We start from the raw sequence: 17,488 nt of genomic DNA, 5'->3' as shown, positions 1-17,488 counted from the left end.
GTTTCTCGCCGAAGCGCCCGGTTTACAGCAATCCGCGCCGATAACGGATGAATCGGCGCCGGTATCGGCCTGAAACACGGCCTCTCAAGACGATCTTGAAACGCTCGCCGCGCGGTGAGCGCATTCGGCGGGTTGCGCCCGGCCTCTTGCTACACGACCGGCGCGGCAACAGCCGCTGCCGGCGTGCGTCAGCGCAAGCGAATCAGGGGGCCGGCGCTCCGGTGGCCGGCAATCCGGCTGCCCGCTCAGCGCGGCAGGCGCGCGTGTGCTTCAGCGATGACTTCGCAGTTCTCGAGGTGCAGCGCCCAGGCCTCTGCCAGCAGCTCGCCAACGCGTGCGAGCCAGCCAGTGGATTGGGTGGAACGATCGGAGACATTAGACGTTTGCATGACGAAGCCCCATATAGGTGGCGAGTTAGGGATAACCCTAATCATAGCGAAACGTCACCGCTTTGTGAAATTCGATTTCGTTATATGAGAATTTCTAACAGTTTATGTTGCTGCTGCGCAACATGAATATCGGCTGCCCGGGCGTATTGGATAGGCGTGACGAGGCCGTGCCGGCACGGCCTCACGGGGCGAAAGAAAGGGATTCGAGCGTACGTTCGGGAAAAGGGCGCGATTACCTGCCGATCCACCCGAAGCGCCACGATAGCCGCCGCGTCGCGGCCCGCAGCGTCCGCGCCAGCTCGCTGTCGGGCCCGCGCGGGAAGCCGCGCGACGCGCCGATGATCGCGATCACAAGCCGGATGCTGCCGGTGTGATCGAACACGGGCGCGGCGATCGTCCCGATGCCGGGCACCGGCGCGTCGAACGCGAAATCGAGTTCGTCCGCGCGGATCGCCGCGAGCCGTGCGCGGAACGCCGCGTCGTCGGGTGCGGCGGACGCGCCGGCGAGGCGCACGGGCTCGTTGGCGAGCAGATCGGCCAGCACGTCGTCGGACATGCCGGACGCGAAAATCCGCCCGATCGCCGTATTGACGAGTGACATCACGGTGCCGACCTGCAGGCTCACGTGCTGCGGCCGCGCCGATTCCTCGAGCCGGATCACGGTCGGCCCGAGCGGCCCGAGCGTCGCGGCGGCCACGCTCATGTCCGTCGCGCCGGCGAGCGCGACGATCTCGGCTTCCGCGTCGCGCGTCGGCGATACGCGCTGCATCGCGATCAGGCCGAGCGCCTGCGCGAGCGGGCCGCCGTCGAAGCAGCCGGCGTCGTCGCGGCTCAACAGGCCGATCTTCTGCAGGCTGACGAGATGCGGAAACGCCTTCGCGGCCGGCATGCCGGCCGCCGTCGCGAGATCGCGCAGCGGCAGCGCGCGGCCCGCCGAGACCAGCGCGAGCAGCAAGTCGCCGGTGCTGTCGAGGGCATTGATCCCGCGTTGCGCTTTCGCGTCGTCGGCGAGCGCGGGCGGCACGCGCGCCGCGGCCAACGCCGGCGCGGGCGTCGGTTCCGCATCCACCGCGCCGAGCGACGCGGTCGCCTGACGCGCCGCGTCGCGCAAGGCCGCCGCGATCGGCCCGTTCCAGTCGACATCGATCGATCCCGTCGAACCGATCACCGTCAACGCGAGTTGCAGACGCCCGTGTGCATCGAAAACAGGCACGCACATCCCGCTGACGCCGGGGCTGGGCCGGTCGATGCTGCGGTCGATGCCGCGGGTGCGGATCGCGTCGAGTTCGACGTGCCGCGCATCGGCGTCCGGCGCGGCCGGCTCGCCTTCGGCGCCGGCGAGCGTATCGCCCGCGCCGGCCTGGCTGGCCGCCATCGCGTCGAGTTGCGCGGCGTCGCCGAACGCGCGGAACACGCGGCCGGTTGCCGTCGTGTCGAGCGACATCACCGAACCGACGTGCAGGTTCACGTGCAGCGGATAGCCGCCGTGCTCGATGCGCACGATCGTCGGGCCGAGCACGCCCGGCACCGACAGCGCGACGCTCAGGCCGACCGTTTCCGCGAGTCGCACCGCATGCGGCAGCGTCGCGCGATAGGCCGGCTGGCGCTCGATCGACATCAGCCCGAGCCGCAGCGACAGCGGGCCCGGCTCGTAGTTGCCGGTGATCGCGTCGCGTTTCACGAGCGCGAGCCGGGTCAGGCTCACGAGATAGGTGTGCGCCTGCGCGGTGGAGAGGTCGGCCGCCGCGGCCAGCTCCGACAGCCCGAGCGGCTTGCGCCGGCGCGCGAGCGCGTCGAGCAGCCGGCCGCCGACCTCGACACTCTGGATGCCGCGCTGCGCCTTGGGCGGCGCATCGTCCGCGCTGACTTCGTGGTTCTGCACGCGATGATTCTTCCGTTGACGAAACCCCGCATGGTATCCGACGCCATTTCTCGCGCCAGCCCGCAGGTTTACCCGCATTAGACAATAGCAAGCGTGTTTGCCATTGACAAATATTCGATGCGGGCAGATGATCCGCTCATTCCCCTCAACACATGGCTCGCAGCCACGGAACGCACAATGGCCAAAGCATTCGCCTCCCAAGCCGATCTGGAAGAGAAGAAAGTCACCTGGACGCAGCTGTCCGAGAACGCGTACGCGTACACAGCCGAAGGCGATCCGAACTCCGGCGTGATCATCGGCGACGACAGCGTGCTGATCGTCGACACGACCGCGACGCCCGCGATGGCGCAAGACCTGATCGCGAGGATCCGCGGCGTGACCGACAAGCCGATCAAGCACGTGGTGCTGTCGCATTACCACGCGGTGCGCGTGCTCGGCGCGTCCGCGTATTTCGCCGAAGGCGCGCAGCACGTGATCGCGAGCCGCGGCACGTACGAGATGATCGTCGAGCGCGGCGAGGCCGACATGAAGTCGGAGATCGAGCGCTTCCCGCGGCTGTTCGCCGGCGTCGAGACGGTGCCGGGGCTGACGTGGCCGACGCTCGTGTTCGAGCGCGAGATCACGCTGTTTCTCGGCAAGCTCGAAGTGAAGATCATGCACGTCGGCTCGGGCCACACGAAGGGCGACACGATCGTCTGGCTGCCGTCGCAGAAGGTGCTGTTCTCCGGCGACCTCGTCGAATACGACGCCGCGTGCTATTGCGGCGACGCGCAGCTCGAACAGTGGCCGGCCACGCTCGAGGCGCTGCGCGCGCTCGGCGCCGAGAAACTCGTGCCGGGCCGCGGCCCCGCGCTGCTGAATCCGGCGGAAGTGAACAAGGGCCTCGACTACACGAAGGATTTCGTCACGACGCTGCTCGCGCAGGGCCGCAAGGCCGTCGAGCGCAATCTCGACCTGAAGGCGGCGATGGCGCTCACGCGCGAGGCGATGGACCCGAAGTTCGGCCACGTGTTCATCTACGAGCACTGTCTGCCGTTCGACGTGTCGCGCGCGTTCGACGAAGCGAGCGGCATCACGCATCCGCGCATCTGGACCGCGCAGCGCGACAAGGAAATGTGGGCCGCGCTCCAGGAGTGAATGGCTCAAGGCGGCGGCGCGGTGTTCAGATGACCGCGCCGCCGTTTCCCTGACGGTTGCGGCATTCGCGGCGGCATCGCGCCGCGGAGCCGGCAGCCGTATCCGGTCTCACAAGAAAGCAGGGCGCACGCACGCCCTCGGAGACTGCCGCGCGCTCGACATCGCGCGGCCCGTTTGGAGAGAGACATGCCCCAATCGCTTCCCGCCGAAGCGACGCTCGCGCACGCGAGCGCTTCGGCTTCCGTATCCGACTCCGCAATCAGCGACGCGCTGCTGTTCCGCAAGATCGCGTGGCGGATCGTTCCGTTCCTGTTCCTCTGCTACGTCGTGTCGTTTCTCGACCGCATCAACATCGGCTTCGCGCAGTTGCAGATGAAGCACGATCTCGGCTTCAGCGATGCGATGTACGGCCTCGGCGCCGCGGTGTTCTACGTCGGCTACGTGTTCTGCGAAGTGCCGAGCAACATGCTGCTCGCGCGGTTCGGCGCGCGCCGCACGTTCACGCGGATCATGCTGCTGTGGGGCCTCGCATCGACCGGGATGATGTTCGTGTCGCAGCCGTCGCATTTCTACGTGCTGCGCTTCCTGCTCGGCGTGTTCGAGGCCGGCTTCTTCCCCGGCATCGTGCTGTACCTGACCTACTGGTTTCCCGCGAACCGGCGGGCGGCGGCGATCTCGGTGTTCTTCGCGGGCGTCGCGGTGGCCGGCGTGCTCGGCGGGCTGTTGTCCGGCTGGATCATGCGCGACATGAGCGGCGTGCTCGGGCTGCACGGCTGGCAGTGGATGTTCGCGATCGAAGGCGCGCCGGCGATCCTGCTCGCGTTCGCCGCGTTCACGTTGCTCGTCGACCGGCCGCGGGACGCCACGTGGCTCACGGCCGACGAAAAGGCGCGCGTCGCCGCGCTGTGCGCCGAAGGCCGCGTACACGGCCACGGCAGCACACCCGGCGGCGCGCACGACGGGCGCAGCGTGATGGCCGCGCTCGCGAACCCGCGCGTGTACCTGTTCGCGTTCATCTATTTCTCGCTGACCTGCGCGTCGCTGACGCTCAACTTCTGGATGCCGCTGATGATTCGCGACTTCGGCGTGACCGACGTCGTCGCCGTGAGCCTCTACACGGTCGTGCCGAACGCGGTGGGCGCGGTGGGGCTGGTGCTGATCGCGCGCCGCTCGGATCGCACCGGCGAGCGCCGCAGGCACTTCGCGTGCTGCACGATCGGCGGCGGCCTCGCGCTCGCGGCGCTGACGCTGCATCTGCACAGCTTCGCGGCGATGCTCGCGTGCCTGTCGATCGCGGCGACGCTGATCTTCGCCGCGCTGCCGATCTTCTGGGCCGTGCCGACCCGCTACCTGTCCGGCAACGCGGCCGCGGCCGGGATCGCGCTGATCAGCAGCATCGGCATCACGAGCGGCATCGTCAGCCCGTGGGTGATCGGGATGATCCGCACGCGCACGGGCAGCATGGATCTCGCCGTGTACCTGCTCGCCGCGCTGCTGGTCGCGAGCGGCGTGGCGCTGATGCTCGGCGTGCGCGCCGCCCCGCGCGGCGCGGGCCCCGCCGCCAACTAGCGCGCTACGGTGTAACGCGGCGCGGGCGTATCGGCCGACAGGTGCGGCGCCATCGTGCGGCGCGCGGCCTCGTACGCCTCCCATTCGTCGCCCGCGTGCAGCGACGGGATCGTCACGAGTTCGCCGCGATCGAATCCGACCAGTGCGGCATCGACCATGTCCTGTGCGCTCATTACGATTTCCTTCGGCAGATGCTCGAGCGGCAGGCCGCCCGTCTGCCAGAAATCGGTGGCTGTCGCGCCGGGCAGCACGGCCTGCACCTGCACGCCCTTGTCGGCGAGCTCGTGATGCAGCGACTGGCTGAACGCGAGCACGAACGCCTTGCTGCCGCCGTACACGCCGTTCAGCGTTTCCGGCGAGATCGCGACGATCGACGAAATGTTGATCACCGCGCCGCGGCCGCGTGCGACGAAGCCGGGCACGGCCGCATAGGTCAGCCGCGTGAGCGCGGTCACGTTCAGGTCGATCATCCGCGTCATCGCGTCGACGTCGCTGTCGAGCAGCGGCGCATGCGTGCCGACGCCCGCGTTGTTCACGAGCAGCGTGATGCTCGCGTCCTGTTTCAGCTTCGCTTCGACGGCGGCGAGCGCCGCGCGGTCGTTGAGGTCCGCGTCGACGATCTCGACGCTGCGCCGCGTGTCGTTCGTGATGCGCTCGGCGAGGGCGTTCAGCCGGTCGCGGTTGCGCGCGACCAGGATCAGGTCGTAGCCGCGGCGCGCGAGGCGGTCCGCGTACACGGCGCCGATGCCCGACGACGCGCCGGTGATGAGGGCGGTACCGCGATGTGCTTGCGTCATGATGTGCTCCGTTTCGATGAGGGTGGCCGGATGGCGTGAACGCATTCTGGCCTCGACGCGCCGCGACATAAATGACGTAGATGGGTATGATTTCGGACATCGGGCCAATCGGCACGCGACCGGAGAGCGCATATGCACCGAATCGGCTTCTTGATCAGCGACGGTTTTCAGATCATGGCGCTCGCCGCGCAGTCGGTGTTCGAGTACGCGAACATGGGGATGGACGCGCCGTTCTACGCGATGGACAACTATTCGGTCGACGGCGGCGACGTGCGCTCGTCGCTCGGGCTGCCGGTCGCCACGCGCGCGCTGCGCGGGCGGCTCGGCGTCGATACATGGATCGTCGCGGGCGTCAACGACCCGCTTGCCGCGCCGGCGCCGGCCGGCGTCGTCGCGTACCTGCGCCGCGCGCATGTGCATGCGCGGCGGATCGCCGGCATCTGCACGGGTGCGTTCGTGCTGGCCGAGGCCGGGCTGCTCGCGCAGCGTCGCGCGACCACGCACTGGGCGTTCGGCCGCGACATGCAGCGGCACTACCCGGAGATCCGCGTCGAGGACGACCGGATCTTCATCGTCGACGGCCCGATCTGGACGTCGGCCGGGATGACGGCTGGCCTCGATCTCGCGCTCGCGATGGTGGAAAAGGATCTCGGCGCCGACGCCGCGCGCTCGGTCGCGCACAAGCTGGTGATGCATCAGCGCCGGGCCGGCGGCCAGTCGCAGCATTCGGAAATGCTTGCGCTTGCGCCGAAATCCGACCGGATCCAGAACGCGCTCGACTACGCGCGGCAAAACCTCGGCCGTGCGCTCAGCGTCGAGGAGTTGGCCGAGGCCGTGCACCTGAGCCCGCGCCAGTTCAGCCGCGTGTTTACGCTCGAAACCGGGCAGTCGCCCGCGAAGGCGATCGAGCGGCTGCGGCTCGAATCGGCGCGGCTGATGATCGAGCAAAGCCGCCACCCGCTCGACGTGATCGCGAAGGAGAACGGTTTTCGCGACCGCCGGCACATGCGCGACGCGTTCGTGCGCGGGTTCGGCGTGCCGCCGCAGGCGTTGCGGCGCGACGCGCGCGCGGACGAACGGGAAACGCGCTGACGCACGCGGCCGCCGCCAGCGCGGGTCCGAAAAAGCGCGCAGAATCGCGTCGACATGTTTCGCGAGGAGACACGATGCGCGCCGAGCCGTTCGATATTGCGATACCCGATCAAGCCCTTGACGACCTGCGCCGGCGCGTGCGCGACAGCCGCCCGCCGAACCTCACACCGGCCGAGCCCTGGCAGCAGGGCGTCGACGGCACGTGGCTGCGCGAACTGGCCGCGTACTGGGCCGACGGCTTCGATTGGCGCGCGGCGGAACGTGCGCTGAACCGGCTGCCGCAGTTCGTCGCGGACGTCGGCGGCCAGCGCGTGCATTTCGTGCATCGGCGCGGCACGGGGCCGAAACCCTATCCGCTCGTCGTCACGCACGGCTGGCCCGGTTCCGCATTCGAATTCCACGCGCTGATCGACCGCCTGTGCGATCCGGCCGCGTTCGGCGGCGATCCGGACGACGCATTCGACATCGTCGCGCCGTCGCTGCCGGGCTTCCTGTTTTCTCCCGCACCGGCGGCGCCCGGCACGTCGGCGCGCCAGGTCGCCGACTGCTGGGCGGAATTGATGGCCGGCCTCGGCTACCGACGGTTCGGCGCGCAGGGCGGCGACCTGGGCGCGGGCGTGTCGGTCGCGCTCGGCGCGCGGCATGAGAGCGTGGTCGATGGCATCCATCTGAACTACCTGCCCGGCAACTACGAACCGCCGATCGACGCGGCGCGGCCGCTGACCGACGACGAGCAGGCATTCCTGAAGCAGCGCGGCGAGTGGGCGGCGCTCGAAGGCGGGTACGCGCACGTCCACATGACGAAGCCGCGGACGCTGGCCGTCGCGCTCAACGATTCGCCGCTCGGGCTGGCCGCGTGGATTGCCGAGAAATTCCGTGCATGGAGCGATTGCGACGGCGACGTCGCGCGGCGTTTTTCGCTCGATACGCTGCTGACGGGCATATCGCTCTACTGGTTCACGGGCTGCATTGGCTCTTCCATGCAGATGTATTGGGAAAACCGGCTGCAGCCGATGCGGTTTGCGGCCGGGCAACGCGTGGCGGCGCCGGTCGCGTTCGCGCGTTTTCCGAAGGAGATCAGCCGCCCGCCGCGCAGTTGGCTCGAACGTGTGTTCGACGTCGCGCAGTGGACCGACATGCCGAGCGGCGGGCATTTCGCCGCGATGGAGGAGCCGGATCTGCTGGCCGACGATATTCGGCGATTTTTCCGGCGGTTTCGGTAACGAGCGGGGCGGCCGGCGAAGCGTGCCGGCGGCCATTCGTGCGATTGGCCGCGGCACCGCCGCGCGGATCGCGCGGCGCCGACGTCGCCTGTCTTGTCACGTACTTACCGCGTCACGAACGCCGTGGCCGCATCCGGCGCCGTCCGTGCATGCCTGCGCTGGCGCAGCAGCGCGACGCGGCAGTTCTCGCGCGCCGTTTCGCGGCCGTCGTCGTCAAGCAGCACGAGGTCGCCGCGCATCACGTTCAGCGTGATCACATCCTCACCCGGCGCGCCGAGCGTTTCCGGCGTATGCACCGAGCCGGCCGGTTCGAGCACCGTCGAACCGGCGCGCGCGACCCAGTCGTATTCGCGGTAGCGCCACGCCCCGTGCAGCGTATGGACGAACACCTCGCCGTCGTGGCGGTGGCGCGGCAGCGTGCCGCCGGCCGGCATCTTCAGCAGCGCGGTGAGCGTGTCCTCGGCCGCATTGATGTGCAGGTATTTGATCGCGAGCCCCGGCAGGTCGGCGCTCATCGGCAACCACGGCAGCGCGTCGCCGGGCAGGCACGAGATCGGCGGCAGATCGGTGGAGAGCGGGGCGGACGGCTGCGTCATGGCGGAAGGCGGCGTGGAAACGGAAAGAGGTTGGCATTATCGCAGAGCGTCGCGACCCATTTCGTCGCACGCCGGCGGGCGTGGCCGGGCCCGCGCGGCGACGGGGCCTGACCGAGCCGGAAACCGCTACGCCGCCGGCCGCACCGCCGCATGCGCGGCTTCGAGGCACGACTGGAACAGCAGCGCGGCCCGCGACGGCCGCGGCGAGCGCCGCAGCAGGCTCACGAACCGGCACCGGTAATTGAACCGGTGCGGCGCGACCGGCTGCATCAGCCCCTTGTTTTCGAAACTTTCCGCGTAGTGATCGGGCAGGAAGCCGAGATAGCGGCCGGACAGGATCAGCGTCGCGATCGATTCCTGGTCCGACGCGGTCGCGCTGCGGGTGAGCTTCGCGCGATGGCTCAGTTCCATGTTCGGCGAATGGAAACCGAGCCCGGCGAATGCGTGATTGCGGATCGTCGTCCACGTGAGCTTGCCGTGCGGCGCGTCGAACAGCGGATGCTGGCGGCCGCAGTAGAGCAGCATCCGTTCGTCGAACAGCGACGAATACACGAGGCTGCCCGAGTTGCGGTGCGCCGGAATGATCCCGACCTGATAGCTGCCGTCGATGATCCCGCGCTCGACCTCGTTGATCGACGCGACGTGCAGGTTCAGCGCGACGTCGGGCGCTTCGTCCGCGAACTGGCGGATCGCGTCGCCCAGGCGAGCATGCGGATTGGTGGCCGTCTTGTCGAACACCGCGATGTGCAGTTCTCCGCCCATCCTGTCATGAATACCGTCGATCCTGCTGCGAAATGCTTCCATCGACGCGAGCAGCCGCAGCGTTTCCTCGTACACCGTCTGCCCCTCGGGCGTCAGCGTGAAGCCCGCGCGGCCGCGCCGGCACAGTACAAGGCCGAGCCGCGTTTCCAGATCCTTCACGTGCCGGCTGATCGTCGAGATGCCGATATTCAGTTCCAACTCGGCCGCCGCCATCCCGCCGCACTGCACGACGCCCTTGAAGACTCGCAGCAGGCGCAGGTCCATGTCGCTGAGCTGCCCGAGCAGCGCGCGGCTCTTCGGTTTCTTTGCTTGCATAGATGAGCAAGTGAACATTGATATTGCGATATTCAAAAGACTAATTGGCGTCCCGACAATGTGCAACATCATTACCAGGAGGAGGGGCGCGCCGCGCCGACCGACATGACCGACATCACCACCGCCCAGCACGACGAAATCAACCTCCGCACCGACGCCGCGTGGCTCGATGCGCACTGGATGCCGTTCACGGCCAACCGCCAGTTCAAGGCCGATCCGCGCCTGATCGTGTCGGGCAAGGGCGCGTATTACACCGACGCCGAAGGCCGCAAGATCTTCGACGGCCTGTCGGGCCTCTGGTGCACGGGCCTCGGTCACGGCCGCACGGAAATCGTCGAGGCCGTGAGCCGCCAGGTCGCGCAGCTCGACTACGCGCCGGCCTTCCAGTTCGGCCATCCGAAATCGTTCGAGCTCGCCAACAAGATCAAGGAACTCACGCCGGCCGGCCTCGACTACGTGTTCTTCACGGGCTCGGGCTCGGAAGCGGCCGACACGTCGCTGAAGCTGGCCCGCGCGTACTGGCGCGCGAAAGGCAAGGGCACGAAGACGCGCCTGATCGGCCGCGAGAAGGGTTACCACGGCGTGAACTTCGGCGGCATCTCGGTCGGCGGGATCGGGCCAAACCGCAAGCTGTTCGGCCAGGGCCTCGACGCCGATTTCCTGCCGCATACGCAACTGGCCGAGAACAAGTTCTCGCGCGGCATGCCGGAGCACGGCGCCGAGCTGGCAGACCGCCTGCTCGAGCTGATCGCGCTGCACGACGCATCGAACATCGCGGCCGTGATCGTCGAGCCGTTCTCCGGTTCGGCGGGCGTGGTCGTGCCGCCGAAGGGCTATCTGAAGCGCCTGCGCGACATCTGTACCGCGCACGACATCCTGCTGATCTTCGACGAGGTCATCACGGGCTTCGGCCGGGCCGGCGCGATGACGGGCGCCGACGCATTCGGCGTGGTGCCGGACATCATGAACTTCGCGAAGCAGGTGACGAACGGCACGCAGCCGCTCGGCGGCGTGATCGCGACGAAGGAGATCTACGACACGTTCATGGCCGCGGGCGGCCCCGAGTACATGCTCGAGTTCCCGCACGGCTACACGTATTCGGCGCACCCGGTCGCCTGCGCGGCCGGCGTCGCGGCGCTCGACCTGCTGGTGAAGGAAGACGCGGTGGCCCGCGTGCGCGATCTCGCGCCGCATTTCGAGGCGGCCGTGCACGGGCTGAAGGGCCAGCGCCACATCGCGGACATCCGCAACTACGGGCTGGCGGCCGGCCTGACGATCGCCGCGCTGCCGGGCGAGCCGGCACGGCGCCCGTACGAAATCGCGATGCGCTGCTGGGCGAAGGGCTTCTACGTGCGCTACGGCGGCGACACGATCCAGCTCGCGCCGCCGTTCATCGCCGAGAAGCGCGAGATCGACAACCTGGTCAACGCGCTGTCCGACGCACTGAACGAAGTCGACTGAGCCACGGCTCGCCCGCAGCGACAACCGAATTCACGAAAGAGCCCGAACCATGAAACACGACAGCAATGTGACCTCCACCGTCGGCCACCTGATCGACGGCAAGCGCGTCGACGGCGGCAGCCGCGTCCAGCCGGTGTTCGACCCGGCCACCGGCGAATCGCACAAGAGCGTCGCGCTCGCCGACAAGCCGACCGTCGAAGCCGCGATCGCGTCCGCGCAGGCCGCGTTTCCGGCATGGCGCAACACGCCGCCGCTGAAGCGGGCCCGCGTGATGAGCCGCTTCAAGACGCTGCTCGAGGAGCACGCGGAAGAACTGTGCGCGCTGATCACGGCCGAGCACGGCAAGGTGCTCGCCGATGCGATGGGCGAACTGCAGCGCGGGATCGAGAACGTCGAGTACGCGAGCTACGTGCCCGAGTTGCTGAAGGGCGAGCACAGCAAGAACGTCGGCCCCGCGATCGATTCGTGGAGCGAGTTCCAGGCGCTCGGCGTCGCGGCCGGCATCACGCCGTTCAACTTCCCGGTGATGGTGCCGCTGTGGATGTGGCCGATGGCCGTCGCGTGCGGCAACACGTTCGTGCTGAAGCCGTCCGAGCGCACGCCGTCGTCGACGCTGCGCATGGCCGAGCTCGCGCTCGAAGCCGGCCTGCCGCCGGGCGTGCTGAACGTCGTGAACGGCGACAAGGAAGCGGTCGATACGATCCTGACCGATCCGCGCGTGAAGGCGGTGAGCTTCGTCGGCTCGACGCCGATCGCCGAAACCATCTATTCGACCGGCTGCGCGCACGGCAAGCGCGTGCAGGCGCTCGGCGGCGCGAAGAACTTCGCGGTCGTGATGCCGGATGCCGATATCCCCAACGCGGTGAACGCGCTGATGGGCGCCGCGTACGGCTCGTGCGGCGAGCGCTGCATGGCGATTCCGCTGGTCGTCGCGATCGGCGACGAAACGGGGGACCAGGTCGTCGCGGGGCTGAAGGCCGAGATCGAGAAGATGAAGGTCGGCCCGGGCAACGGCGCGGGCGTCGACATGGGCCCGCTCGTCACGCAGCAGCATTTCGAGAAGGTCACCGGTTTCGTCGAGGCGGGTGTGGCGGCGGGCGCGACGCTCGTCGTCGACGGTCGCGGCGTGAAGGTCGACGGCCATGACGGCGGCTACTACCTCGGCCCGTGCCTATTCGACAACGTGAAGCCCGGCATGCCGATCTATCAGCACGAGATCTTCGGGCCCGTGCTCGGCGTGATCCGCCTGAAGTCGCTCGACGAGGCGATGGCGCTGATCGATGCGCACGAGTACGGCAACGGCACGTGCCTGTTCACGCGCGACGGCGAGGCCGCGCGCTACTTCAGCGACAATATCCAGATCGGCATGGTGGGTATCAACGTGCCGTTGCCGGTGCCGGTCGCGTATCACTCGTTCGGCGGCTGGAAGCGTTCGCTGTTCGGCGATCTGCATGCATACGGCCCGGACGCCGTGCGCTTCTACACGAAGCGCAAGACGATCACGCAGCGCTGGCCGTCGGCCGGCGTGCGCGAAGGAACGGTGTTCAGCTTCCCGTCGAACCGCTGAGTTGACGCGCGCACCGGCTGCATCCAGCCGGTGCGACGTGCGGAACTGCCAGGGCCCGCCCCGATCGCCGATCGGCGGCGGGCCTTTTACGTGCTTACGGCGCGACCACGTGCCACACGTTCTTGAAGTTGTCGCCGTTGCGTTCGCCCTGTTTCATGTCCTTCGAGAAGAAGTACAGCGGCTTGCCCTTGTACGCCCATTGCGGGCTGCCGTCGTCGCGCTTGACGATCGTGTAGGGGCCGACCGGTACGTCGGTCGCGCTGGCCTTGTACGGCGGCCAGAGGGTTTCGCATGGGCCTGAACAGGCGCTGGTGCCGGCGTTGGGCTTGTCCTTGTCGAACGTGTAGACGGTCATCCCGTTCGCGGCGACGAGTGCGCCGTTTTCTTCCTTCGTGATGGAACCCTGGGCCGTGGCCGAAGCTGACGCAATGGCGAGCAGGGCGGAGCTGACGAGCAGCGCGGCTTTCATGAGTGCCTCCTGATAGTCCGGTGAGCGGCCGCGATCGCGCACGGGCGAGCGTGCGCCGGAATCGCGCTGAATGGTGCCGGAGCACGGCGCCGTCGCCACCCGCCCGCGCGAGCGAGCGACCCGGGGCGAATGGCGGCAAACGGGCGCCTTCTTCACGATAGGCGGTTTTTGGCGACGCTGCGAGAAGATCGGGGGGCATATCGGCGGCACGTAGGGCGCGCAACGGCGCGACGATCGTCATCATGCGTCGGTATTCGGCGTCCGTCCCCGAGCCCGGCCCGCGCGTGCCGGCCGACGCACTCATCCGGCCGCATTGTCCCCCAACGCCTGAATGAACCGCGAAAACAGCTCCGGCTGAGACGAAATCCCGAGCTTCGCGTACACATGCCGCCGATGCACCTTCACCGTTTCGGGTGAAATCGCGAGCCGCTCGGCGATCGCCTTCGACGAATTGCCGCGCAGCACCATGCGTGCGATCGACATCTCGCGGTCGGTCAGCACGCCCGCGCCGAAGCGTGCGAGCGCCTGCTCGACGCGCGCGCCGAGATCGGCATCGGGCGTCGTGCGCGCCGCATCACCCACCAGCCGCCAATGCTGCCGGATGACCGCGAGCACCCACGGCATCGCGGCCGTCAGCTTGCCGAGCGGCTCGACGTCGAAACGCGTCGATGCACCGAGCGACAGCGACAGCAGCGTATCGGCATTCGGCCGCACCAGAATCTGGATCTCGTCGTCGCCGACCGCGTCGCGGAAATAGCTCAGGAAATACTCGCTCTGCCGAAACAGGTCCGGCGCGACCTCCTCGAGCCGGTAGCAGCCGTCGGCGAGCCCGTCGTGCGCGGCCTGCAGGAACGGATCGAGCAGATATAACCCATTCAGGTAAAGCGGCACCGGCGACGCGGTATCGGTGCCGCCCGTGTCGTATTCGTCGAGCACGAGCGGCACGCCGTCGCGGCCGACCGCGGTCGCGAGCGCGTTGTCGAACGGCGCCATTTCGTTGAGCAGCAGCACGAGGAACCGCCAGAAGCGCGGCTGGCCGAGATGATCGATTGCGCGGCCGAGCGCCTGGTGCATCGCGATTTCGGAAAAGAGACGATCCATACCACCACCGGAAGGGCGTAACACGAAGGGGGAATAGCGGTCCTGAAATTGGCTTCCTAGACTGCCACGCAATCAATCGGGCCCGAGTATGGGTGTTCAAAAAAACGCGGCACAGGAACATTGGAGAACGAAATGGCGATGATGTCGGAATCCACGGGCACGCTGCAAGCGGCCTCTGCAACGGAAGACGCGCCGCGCGCGCTGTCGCAGACGCTCAGCGTGCGCGACGCAGTGATGATCACCGTATCGGGCGTGACGCCGGCCAGCTCGATCTTCGTGATCGCGCCGTTCGCGATCCAGCAGGCCGGCAGCGGCGCCGTGCTGTCGTTCGTGCTCGGCGGCGTGCTCGCGCTCGCTTTCGCGCTCTGCTATGCGGAACTCAGCGCCGCGCACCGCAGCGCGGGCGGCGAATACGTGATGGCCAAACGCGTGTTCGGCACGCTGCCCGGCTACCTGACCTTCATCACGGTGCTGTCCGTCAGCGTGTTCATCCCGGCGGTGCTCGCGAGCGGCGCCGCGCCGTACCTGAACAACGCGCTCGGCACGCACTTCGGCAACCAGTCGGTCGCGCTGACGATCGTGCTGCTCAGCTATCTGCTCGGCATGCTGAACATCAAGACGAATGCGTGGATCACCGGCGCGTTCCTGGTCGTCGAAATCGGCGTGCTGATGTTGATCGCGGGCCTCGGTTTCGGCTCGCCGCAGCGCGGCGCCGACGTATTGATCGCACCGGTCGTCGCGAGCGGCAATGCGCTCGCGCCGGCCACGCTCGCGGCCATCGTGCCCGCGATCGGCACCGCGATCTTCTGCTACAACGGCTTCGGCTCGGCCGCCTATCTCGCGGAAGACCTGCGCGGCGGCAACCGCAACGTCGCGAAGGCGGTGATCTATTCGCTGCTCGTGATCCTCGTCGTCGAACTGGTTCCGCTCACCGCCATCGTGCTCGGCGCGCCGTCGCTGACGGAACTGACGAAGAGCGCCGACCCGATCGGCTATGTCGTGCGCTCGCTGAGCAATCCGGCCGTGTCGCGCGTGGTCAGCGGCGGGATCTTCCTGTCGGTGTTCAACGCGATCATCGCGATCGTGATCACGATGGGCCGCCTGCTGTACAGCAGCGGCCGGCATGCGCTCTGGTCGCGCACCTGCAACCGCGCGTTCTCGACGATCCATCCGCGCCTCGAATCGCCGTGGCTCGCGACGATCGCGCTGGCCATTCCGTCGGCCGGGCTCGTGTTCGTGTCGAGCCTCGACGAGCTGACCGCGTTCACCGTCGACCTGCTGCTGCTGATCTACCTCGTCGTCGGGCTGGCCGCGCTCGCGAGCCGGTTCGTGCGCCGCGACGTCGAGCATCACTACCGGATGCCGCTGTGGCCCGTGACGCCGCTCGTCGCGGTGGCGGGCGCCGCGTATACGCTCTACACGACGCTCGCGACGGCGACGAAGCCGACCGACCTGATCATCATCGCGGGGCTGCTGGTCGCGGCGCTCGCGATGTACGTGGCGTGGGCGCGCCACAGCGAAGCATTCCGCGCGCTCTGAGCACCGGATCGACATCTTGCAGCACCGAAACATCGAACCATTGAAAGATTGAAAGACTGGAGGAATCGCATCATGCGCACGAGGGATCTCGGCATCCGCATCGGCCTCGGCACGCCCGGCCGCTTCAACGCGATCACGGACGTACCGGGCGTGCGGGTCGGACACTGCACGCTGAACGTCGAGGACGGCGACGCGTCGATCCGCACCGGCGTCACCGTCATCGAGCCGCGCGCGGGCGCCGCGCACGATTCGCCGTGCTTCGCGGGCGTGCACGTGCTGAACGGCAACGGCGACGCGACCGGGCTCGAATGGATCCGCGAAGCCGGCCTGCTGACGACGCCGATCGCCTATACGAACACGCACAGCGTCGGCGCGGTGCGCGACGCACTCGTCGCGAACGAACGCGAAGCGGCGGCCGAGCGCGTGTACTGGTGCATGCCGGTCGTGATGGAGACCTACGACGGACTGCTGAACGACATCTGGGGGCAGCACGTGAATGCCGCACACGTCTTGCAGGCGCTGGCCGCCGCGCAGTCGGGGCCGGTCGCCGAAGGCGGCGTGGGCGGCGGCACGGGCATGATCTGCCACGAGTTCAAGGGCGGCATCGGCACCGCGTCGCGCGTGCTGGCGAGCGATGCGGGCGGCTGGACCGTCGGCGCGCTCGTGCAGGCGAACTACGGCGTGCGCGAGATGCTGCGCGTGGCCGGTTACCCGGTCGGCGAAGTGCTGCGGCACGTGCATTCGCCGTTTCGCGAAGCAGGCGCGAAAGGCGAGGCCGGCATGGGCTCGATCGTCGTCACGATCGCGACCGATGCACCGTTGCTGCCGCATCAATGCACGCGTCTCGCGCAGCGCGCGAGCGTCGGGCTCGCCCGCGTCGGCGGTGGCACCGAGGATTCGAGCGGCGACATCTTTCTTGCGTTTGCCACCGGCAACGACGGCTTGCCGGCGGTGAACTACGGCCGCAAGGGCGCGCCGACCACCGACGTGCGGATGGTCAACAACGACCATATTTCCGCGCTGTTCGTCGCGGCGGCCGAAGCGGTGGAGGAGGCGATCGTGAATGCGCTGGTCGCGGGCGGCGACGTCGAGTCGCGCGGGGCGCGGGTCGAAGGCATCGGGCCGGCGCGGTTGCTGGATGCGTTGCGCGAAGTGGGCTGGCGGCCGGGGCGTGGCGCGTGAGACGGCAAGCGCGGCTTCAACCGAAGCGGTGTGGGGCGGGACGGCGGTGTGGCGGCCGGCCGGACCGCGATCGGCCGGGCCGCCGTCCGCCCGCGCATGTCATGCATACGGTGCGAGCGATGCGGGCCTGGCCGTGACGACGCGGCATCATGCTCAACTGCCGAAGTAGATGTTGCAGAAGCTGACGGGGCCGACGCACGCGTTCGGATCCTCCTGCTTCGATTGCGCACGATCGACGCGACCGGCGGCCTGGACCGCCTCGGCGCGGTTCGCCTGTTGCGGTGCGGCGTCTGCCGGCGCCGGCTGCGCGTGGGCGACGGCAGCGGTGAGCGACAGGGCAACGAGGGCGAGGTGCAGCGGCTTCATTTTGTTTCTCCTGGGTGAGTGCCAGTCTCGCTGGCAGTGAG

General features: G+C 68.3%; 15 protein-coding genes. 8 read left to right on the top strand and 7 right to left on the bottom strand.

Features of this window, described 5'->3' with window-relative positions:
- Window positions 1-621 precede the first annotated feature (621 nt).
- On the bottom strand, window positions 622-2,271 hold the full coding sequence (locus LGM42_RS02550) for an IclR family transcriptional regulator (RefSeq protein WP_226231482.1): 1,650 nt from the start codon (window positions 2,269-2,271) through the stop codon (window positions 622-624).
- Window positions 2,272-2,448: 177 nt separating this feature from the next.
- Here LGM42_RS02550 and LGM42_RS02545 point away from each other — a divergent pair, with 177 nt between their 5' ends.
- Together LGM42_RS02545 and LGM42_RS02540 are read left to right on the top strand one after the other, a co-directional pair.
- Window positions 2,449-3,408 (top strand): MBL fold metallo-hydrolase, encoded by a 960-nt coding sequence (locus LGM42_RS02545; RefSeq protein ID WP_060311003.1) that lies wholly within the window; start codon window positions 2,449-2,451, stop codon window positions 3,406-3,408.
- Window positions 3,409-3,594: 186 nt separating this feature from the next.
- The gene (locus tag LGM42_RS02540) at window positions 3,595-4,977 is read left to right on the top strand and encodes an MFS transporter (RefSeq protein WP_226231481.1); all 1,383 of its coding nucleotides are present in this window, start codon (window positions 3,595-3,597) and stop codon (window positions 4,975-4,977) included.
- On the opposite strand, the gene LGM42_RS02535 is transcribed toward LGM42_RS02540, so the two are convergent.
- A complete protein-coding gene (locus LGM42_RS02535; RefSeq protein ID WP_060311707.1) occupies window positions 4,974-5,774 on the bottom strand; it encodes an SDR family NAD(P)-dependent oxidoreductase in 801 nt (266 codons plus the stop codon). The genes LGM42_RS02540 and LGM42_RS02535 overlap by 4 nt on opposite strands.
- 132 nt (window positions 5,775-5,906) lie before the next feature.
- On the opposite strand from LGM42_RS02535, the gene LGM42_RS02530 reads away from it, so the two are divergent.
- Window positions 5,907-6,866: a GlxA family transcriptional regulator gene (locus tag LGM42_RS02530; protein ID WP_060311000.1), complete on the top strand. Its 960-nt coding sequence runs from the start codon at window positions 5,907-5,909 to the stop codon at window positions 6,864-6,866.
- 74 nt (window positions 6,867-6,940) lie between these two features.
- On the top strand, window positions 6,941-8,089 hold the full coding sequence (locus LGM42_RS02525) for an epoxide hydrolase family protein (protein WP_226231480.1): 1,149 nt from the start codon (window positions 6,941-6,943) through the stop codon (window positions 8,087-8,089).
- A 104-nt stretch (window positions 8,090-8,193) separates the two neighbouring features.
- Here the strand turns inward: LGM42_RS02525 and LGM42_RS02520 are convergent, their stop codons facing one another.
- Both LGM42_RS02520 and LGM42_RS02515 read right to left on the bottom strand, forming a co-directional pair.
- Window positions 8,194-8,685, bottom strand: coding sequence for a 2,4'-dihydroxyacetophenone dioxygenase family protein (locus LGM42_RS02520; RefSeq protein ID WP_226231479.1), 492 nt, complete (start codon window positions 8,683-8,685; stop codon window positions 8,194-8,196).
- A gap of 126 nt (window positions 8,686-8,811) precedes the next feature.
- A complete protein-coding gene (locus LGM42_RS02515; RefSeq protein WP_060310997.1) occupies window positions 8,812-9,762 on the bottom strand; it encodes a LysR family transcriptional regulator in 951 nt (316 codons plus the stop codon).
- A gap of 105 nt (window positions 9,763-9,867) precedes the next feature.
- Between LGM42_RS02515 and LGM42_RS02510 the strand changes: the two genes are divergently transcribed.
- Together LGM42_RS02510 and LGM42_RS02505 are read left to right on the top strand one after the other, a co-directional pair.
- On the top strand, window positions 9,868-11,223 hold the full coding sequence (locus tag LGM42_RS02510; RefSeq protein WP_089465787.1) for an aspartate aminotransferase family protein: 1,356 nt from the start codon (window positions 9,868-9,870) through the stop codon (window positions 11,221-11,223).
- A gap of 49 nt (window positions 11,224-11,272) precedes the next feature.
- Window positions 11,273-12,790: a CoA-acylating methylmalonate-semialdehyde dehydrogenase gene (locus LGM42_RS02505; protein ID WP_226231478.1), complete on the top strand. Its 1,518-nt coding sequence runs from the start codon at window positions 11,273-11,275 to the stop codon at window positions 12,788-12,790.
- A 94-nt stretch (window positions 12,791-12,884) separates the two neighbouring features.
- Here the strand turns inward: LGM42_RS02505 and LGM42_RS02500 are convergent, their stop codons facing one another.
- Window positions 12,885-13,259, bottom strand: a complete 375-nt coding sequence (locus tag LGM42_RS02500; RefSeq protein ID WP_059574669.1) for a hypothetical protein — start codon at window positions 13,257-13,259, stop codon at window positions 12,885-12,887.
- Between the two features lie 300 nt (window positions 13,260-13,559).
- On the bottom strand, window positions 13,560-14,360 hold the full coding sequence (locus tag LGM42_RS02495) for a helix-turn-helix transcriptional regulator (protein ID WP_226231477.1): 801 nt from the start codon (window positions 14,358-14,360) through the stop codon (window positions 13,560-13,562).
- Window positions 14,361-14,492: 132 nt separating this feature from the next.
- Here LGM42_RS02495 and LGM42_RS02490 point away from each other — a divergent pair, with 132 nt between their 5' ends.
- Both LGM42_RS02490 and LGM42_RS02485 read left to right on the top strand, forming a co-directional pair.
- A complete protein-coding gene (locus tag LGM42_RS02490) occupies window positions 14,493-15,899 on the top strand; it encodes an APC family permease (RefSeq protein WP_060310994.1) in 1,407 nt (468 codons plus the stop codon).
- Window positions 15,900-15,971: 72 nt separating this feature from the next.
- Window positions 15,972-17,081 carry a P1 family peptidase gene (locus LGM42_RS02485; RefSeq protein WP_226231476.1) on the top strand — a complete coding sequence of 370 codons (1,110 nt, stop codon included), beginning with the start codon at window positions 15,972-15,974 and terminating at the stop codon, window positions 17,079-17,081.
- 153 nt (window positions 17,082-17,234) lie between these two features.
- Here LGM42_RS02485 and LGM42_RS02480 read toward each other — a convergent pair whose 3' ends face one another.
- Window positions 17,235-17,447: a hypothetical protein gene (locus LGM42_RS02480; RefSeq protein ID WP_059574472.1), complete on the bottom strand. Its 213-nt coding sequence runs from the start codon at window positions 17,445-17,447 to the stop codon at window positions 17,235-17,237.
- Between the last annotated feature and the right edge of the window lie 41 nt (window positions 17,448-17,488).

The sequence above is a fragment of the Burkholderia sp. AU39826 genome (assembly GCF_020419965.1).
Classification (GTDB): domain Bacteria; phylum Pseudomonadota; class Gammaproteobacteria; order Burkholderiales; family Burkholderiaceae; genus Burkholderia; species Burkholderia semiarida.
Note: the sequence above shows the minus strand (reverse complement) of the source record. Positions and strands in the feature narration are given on the sequence as shown.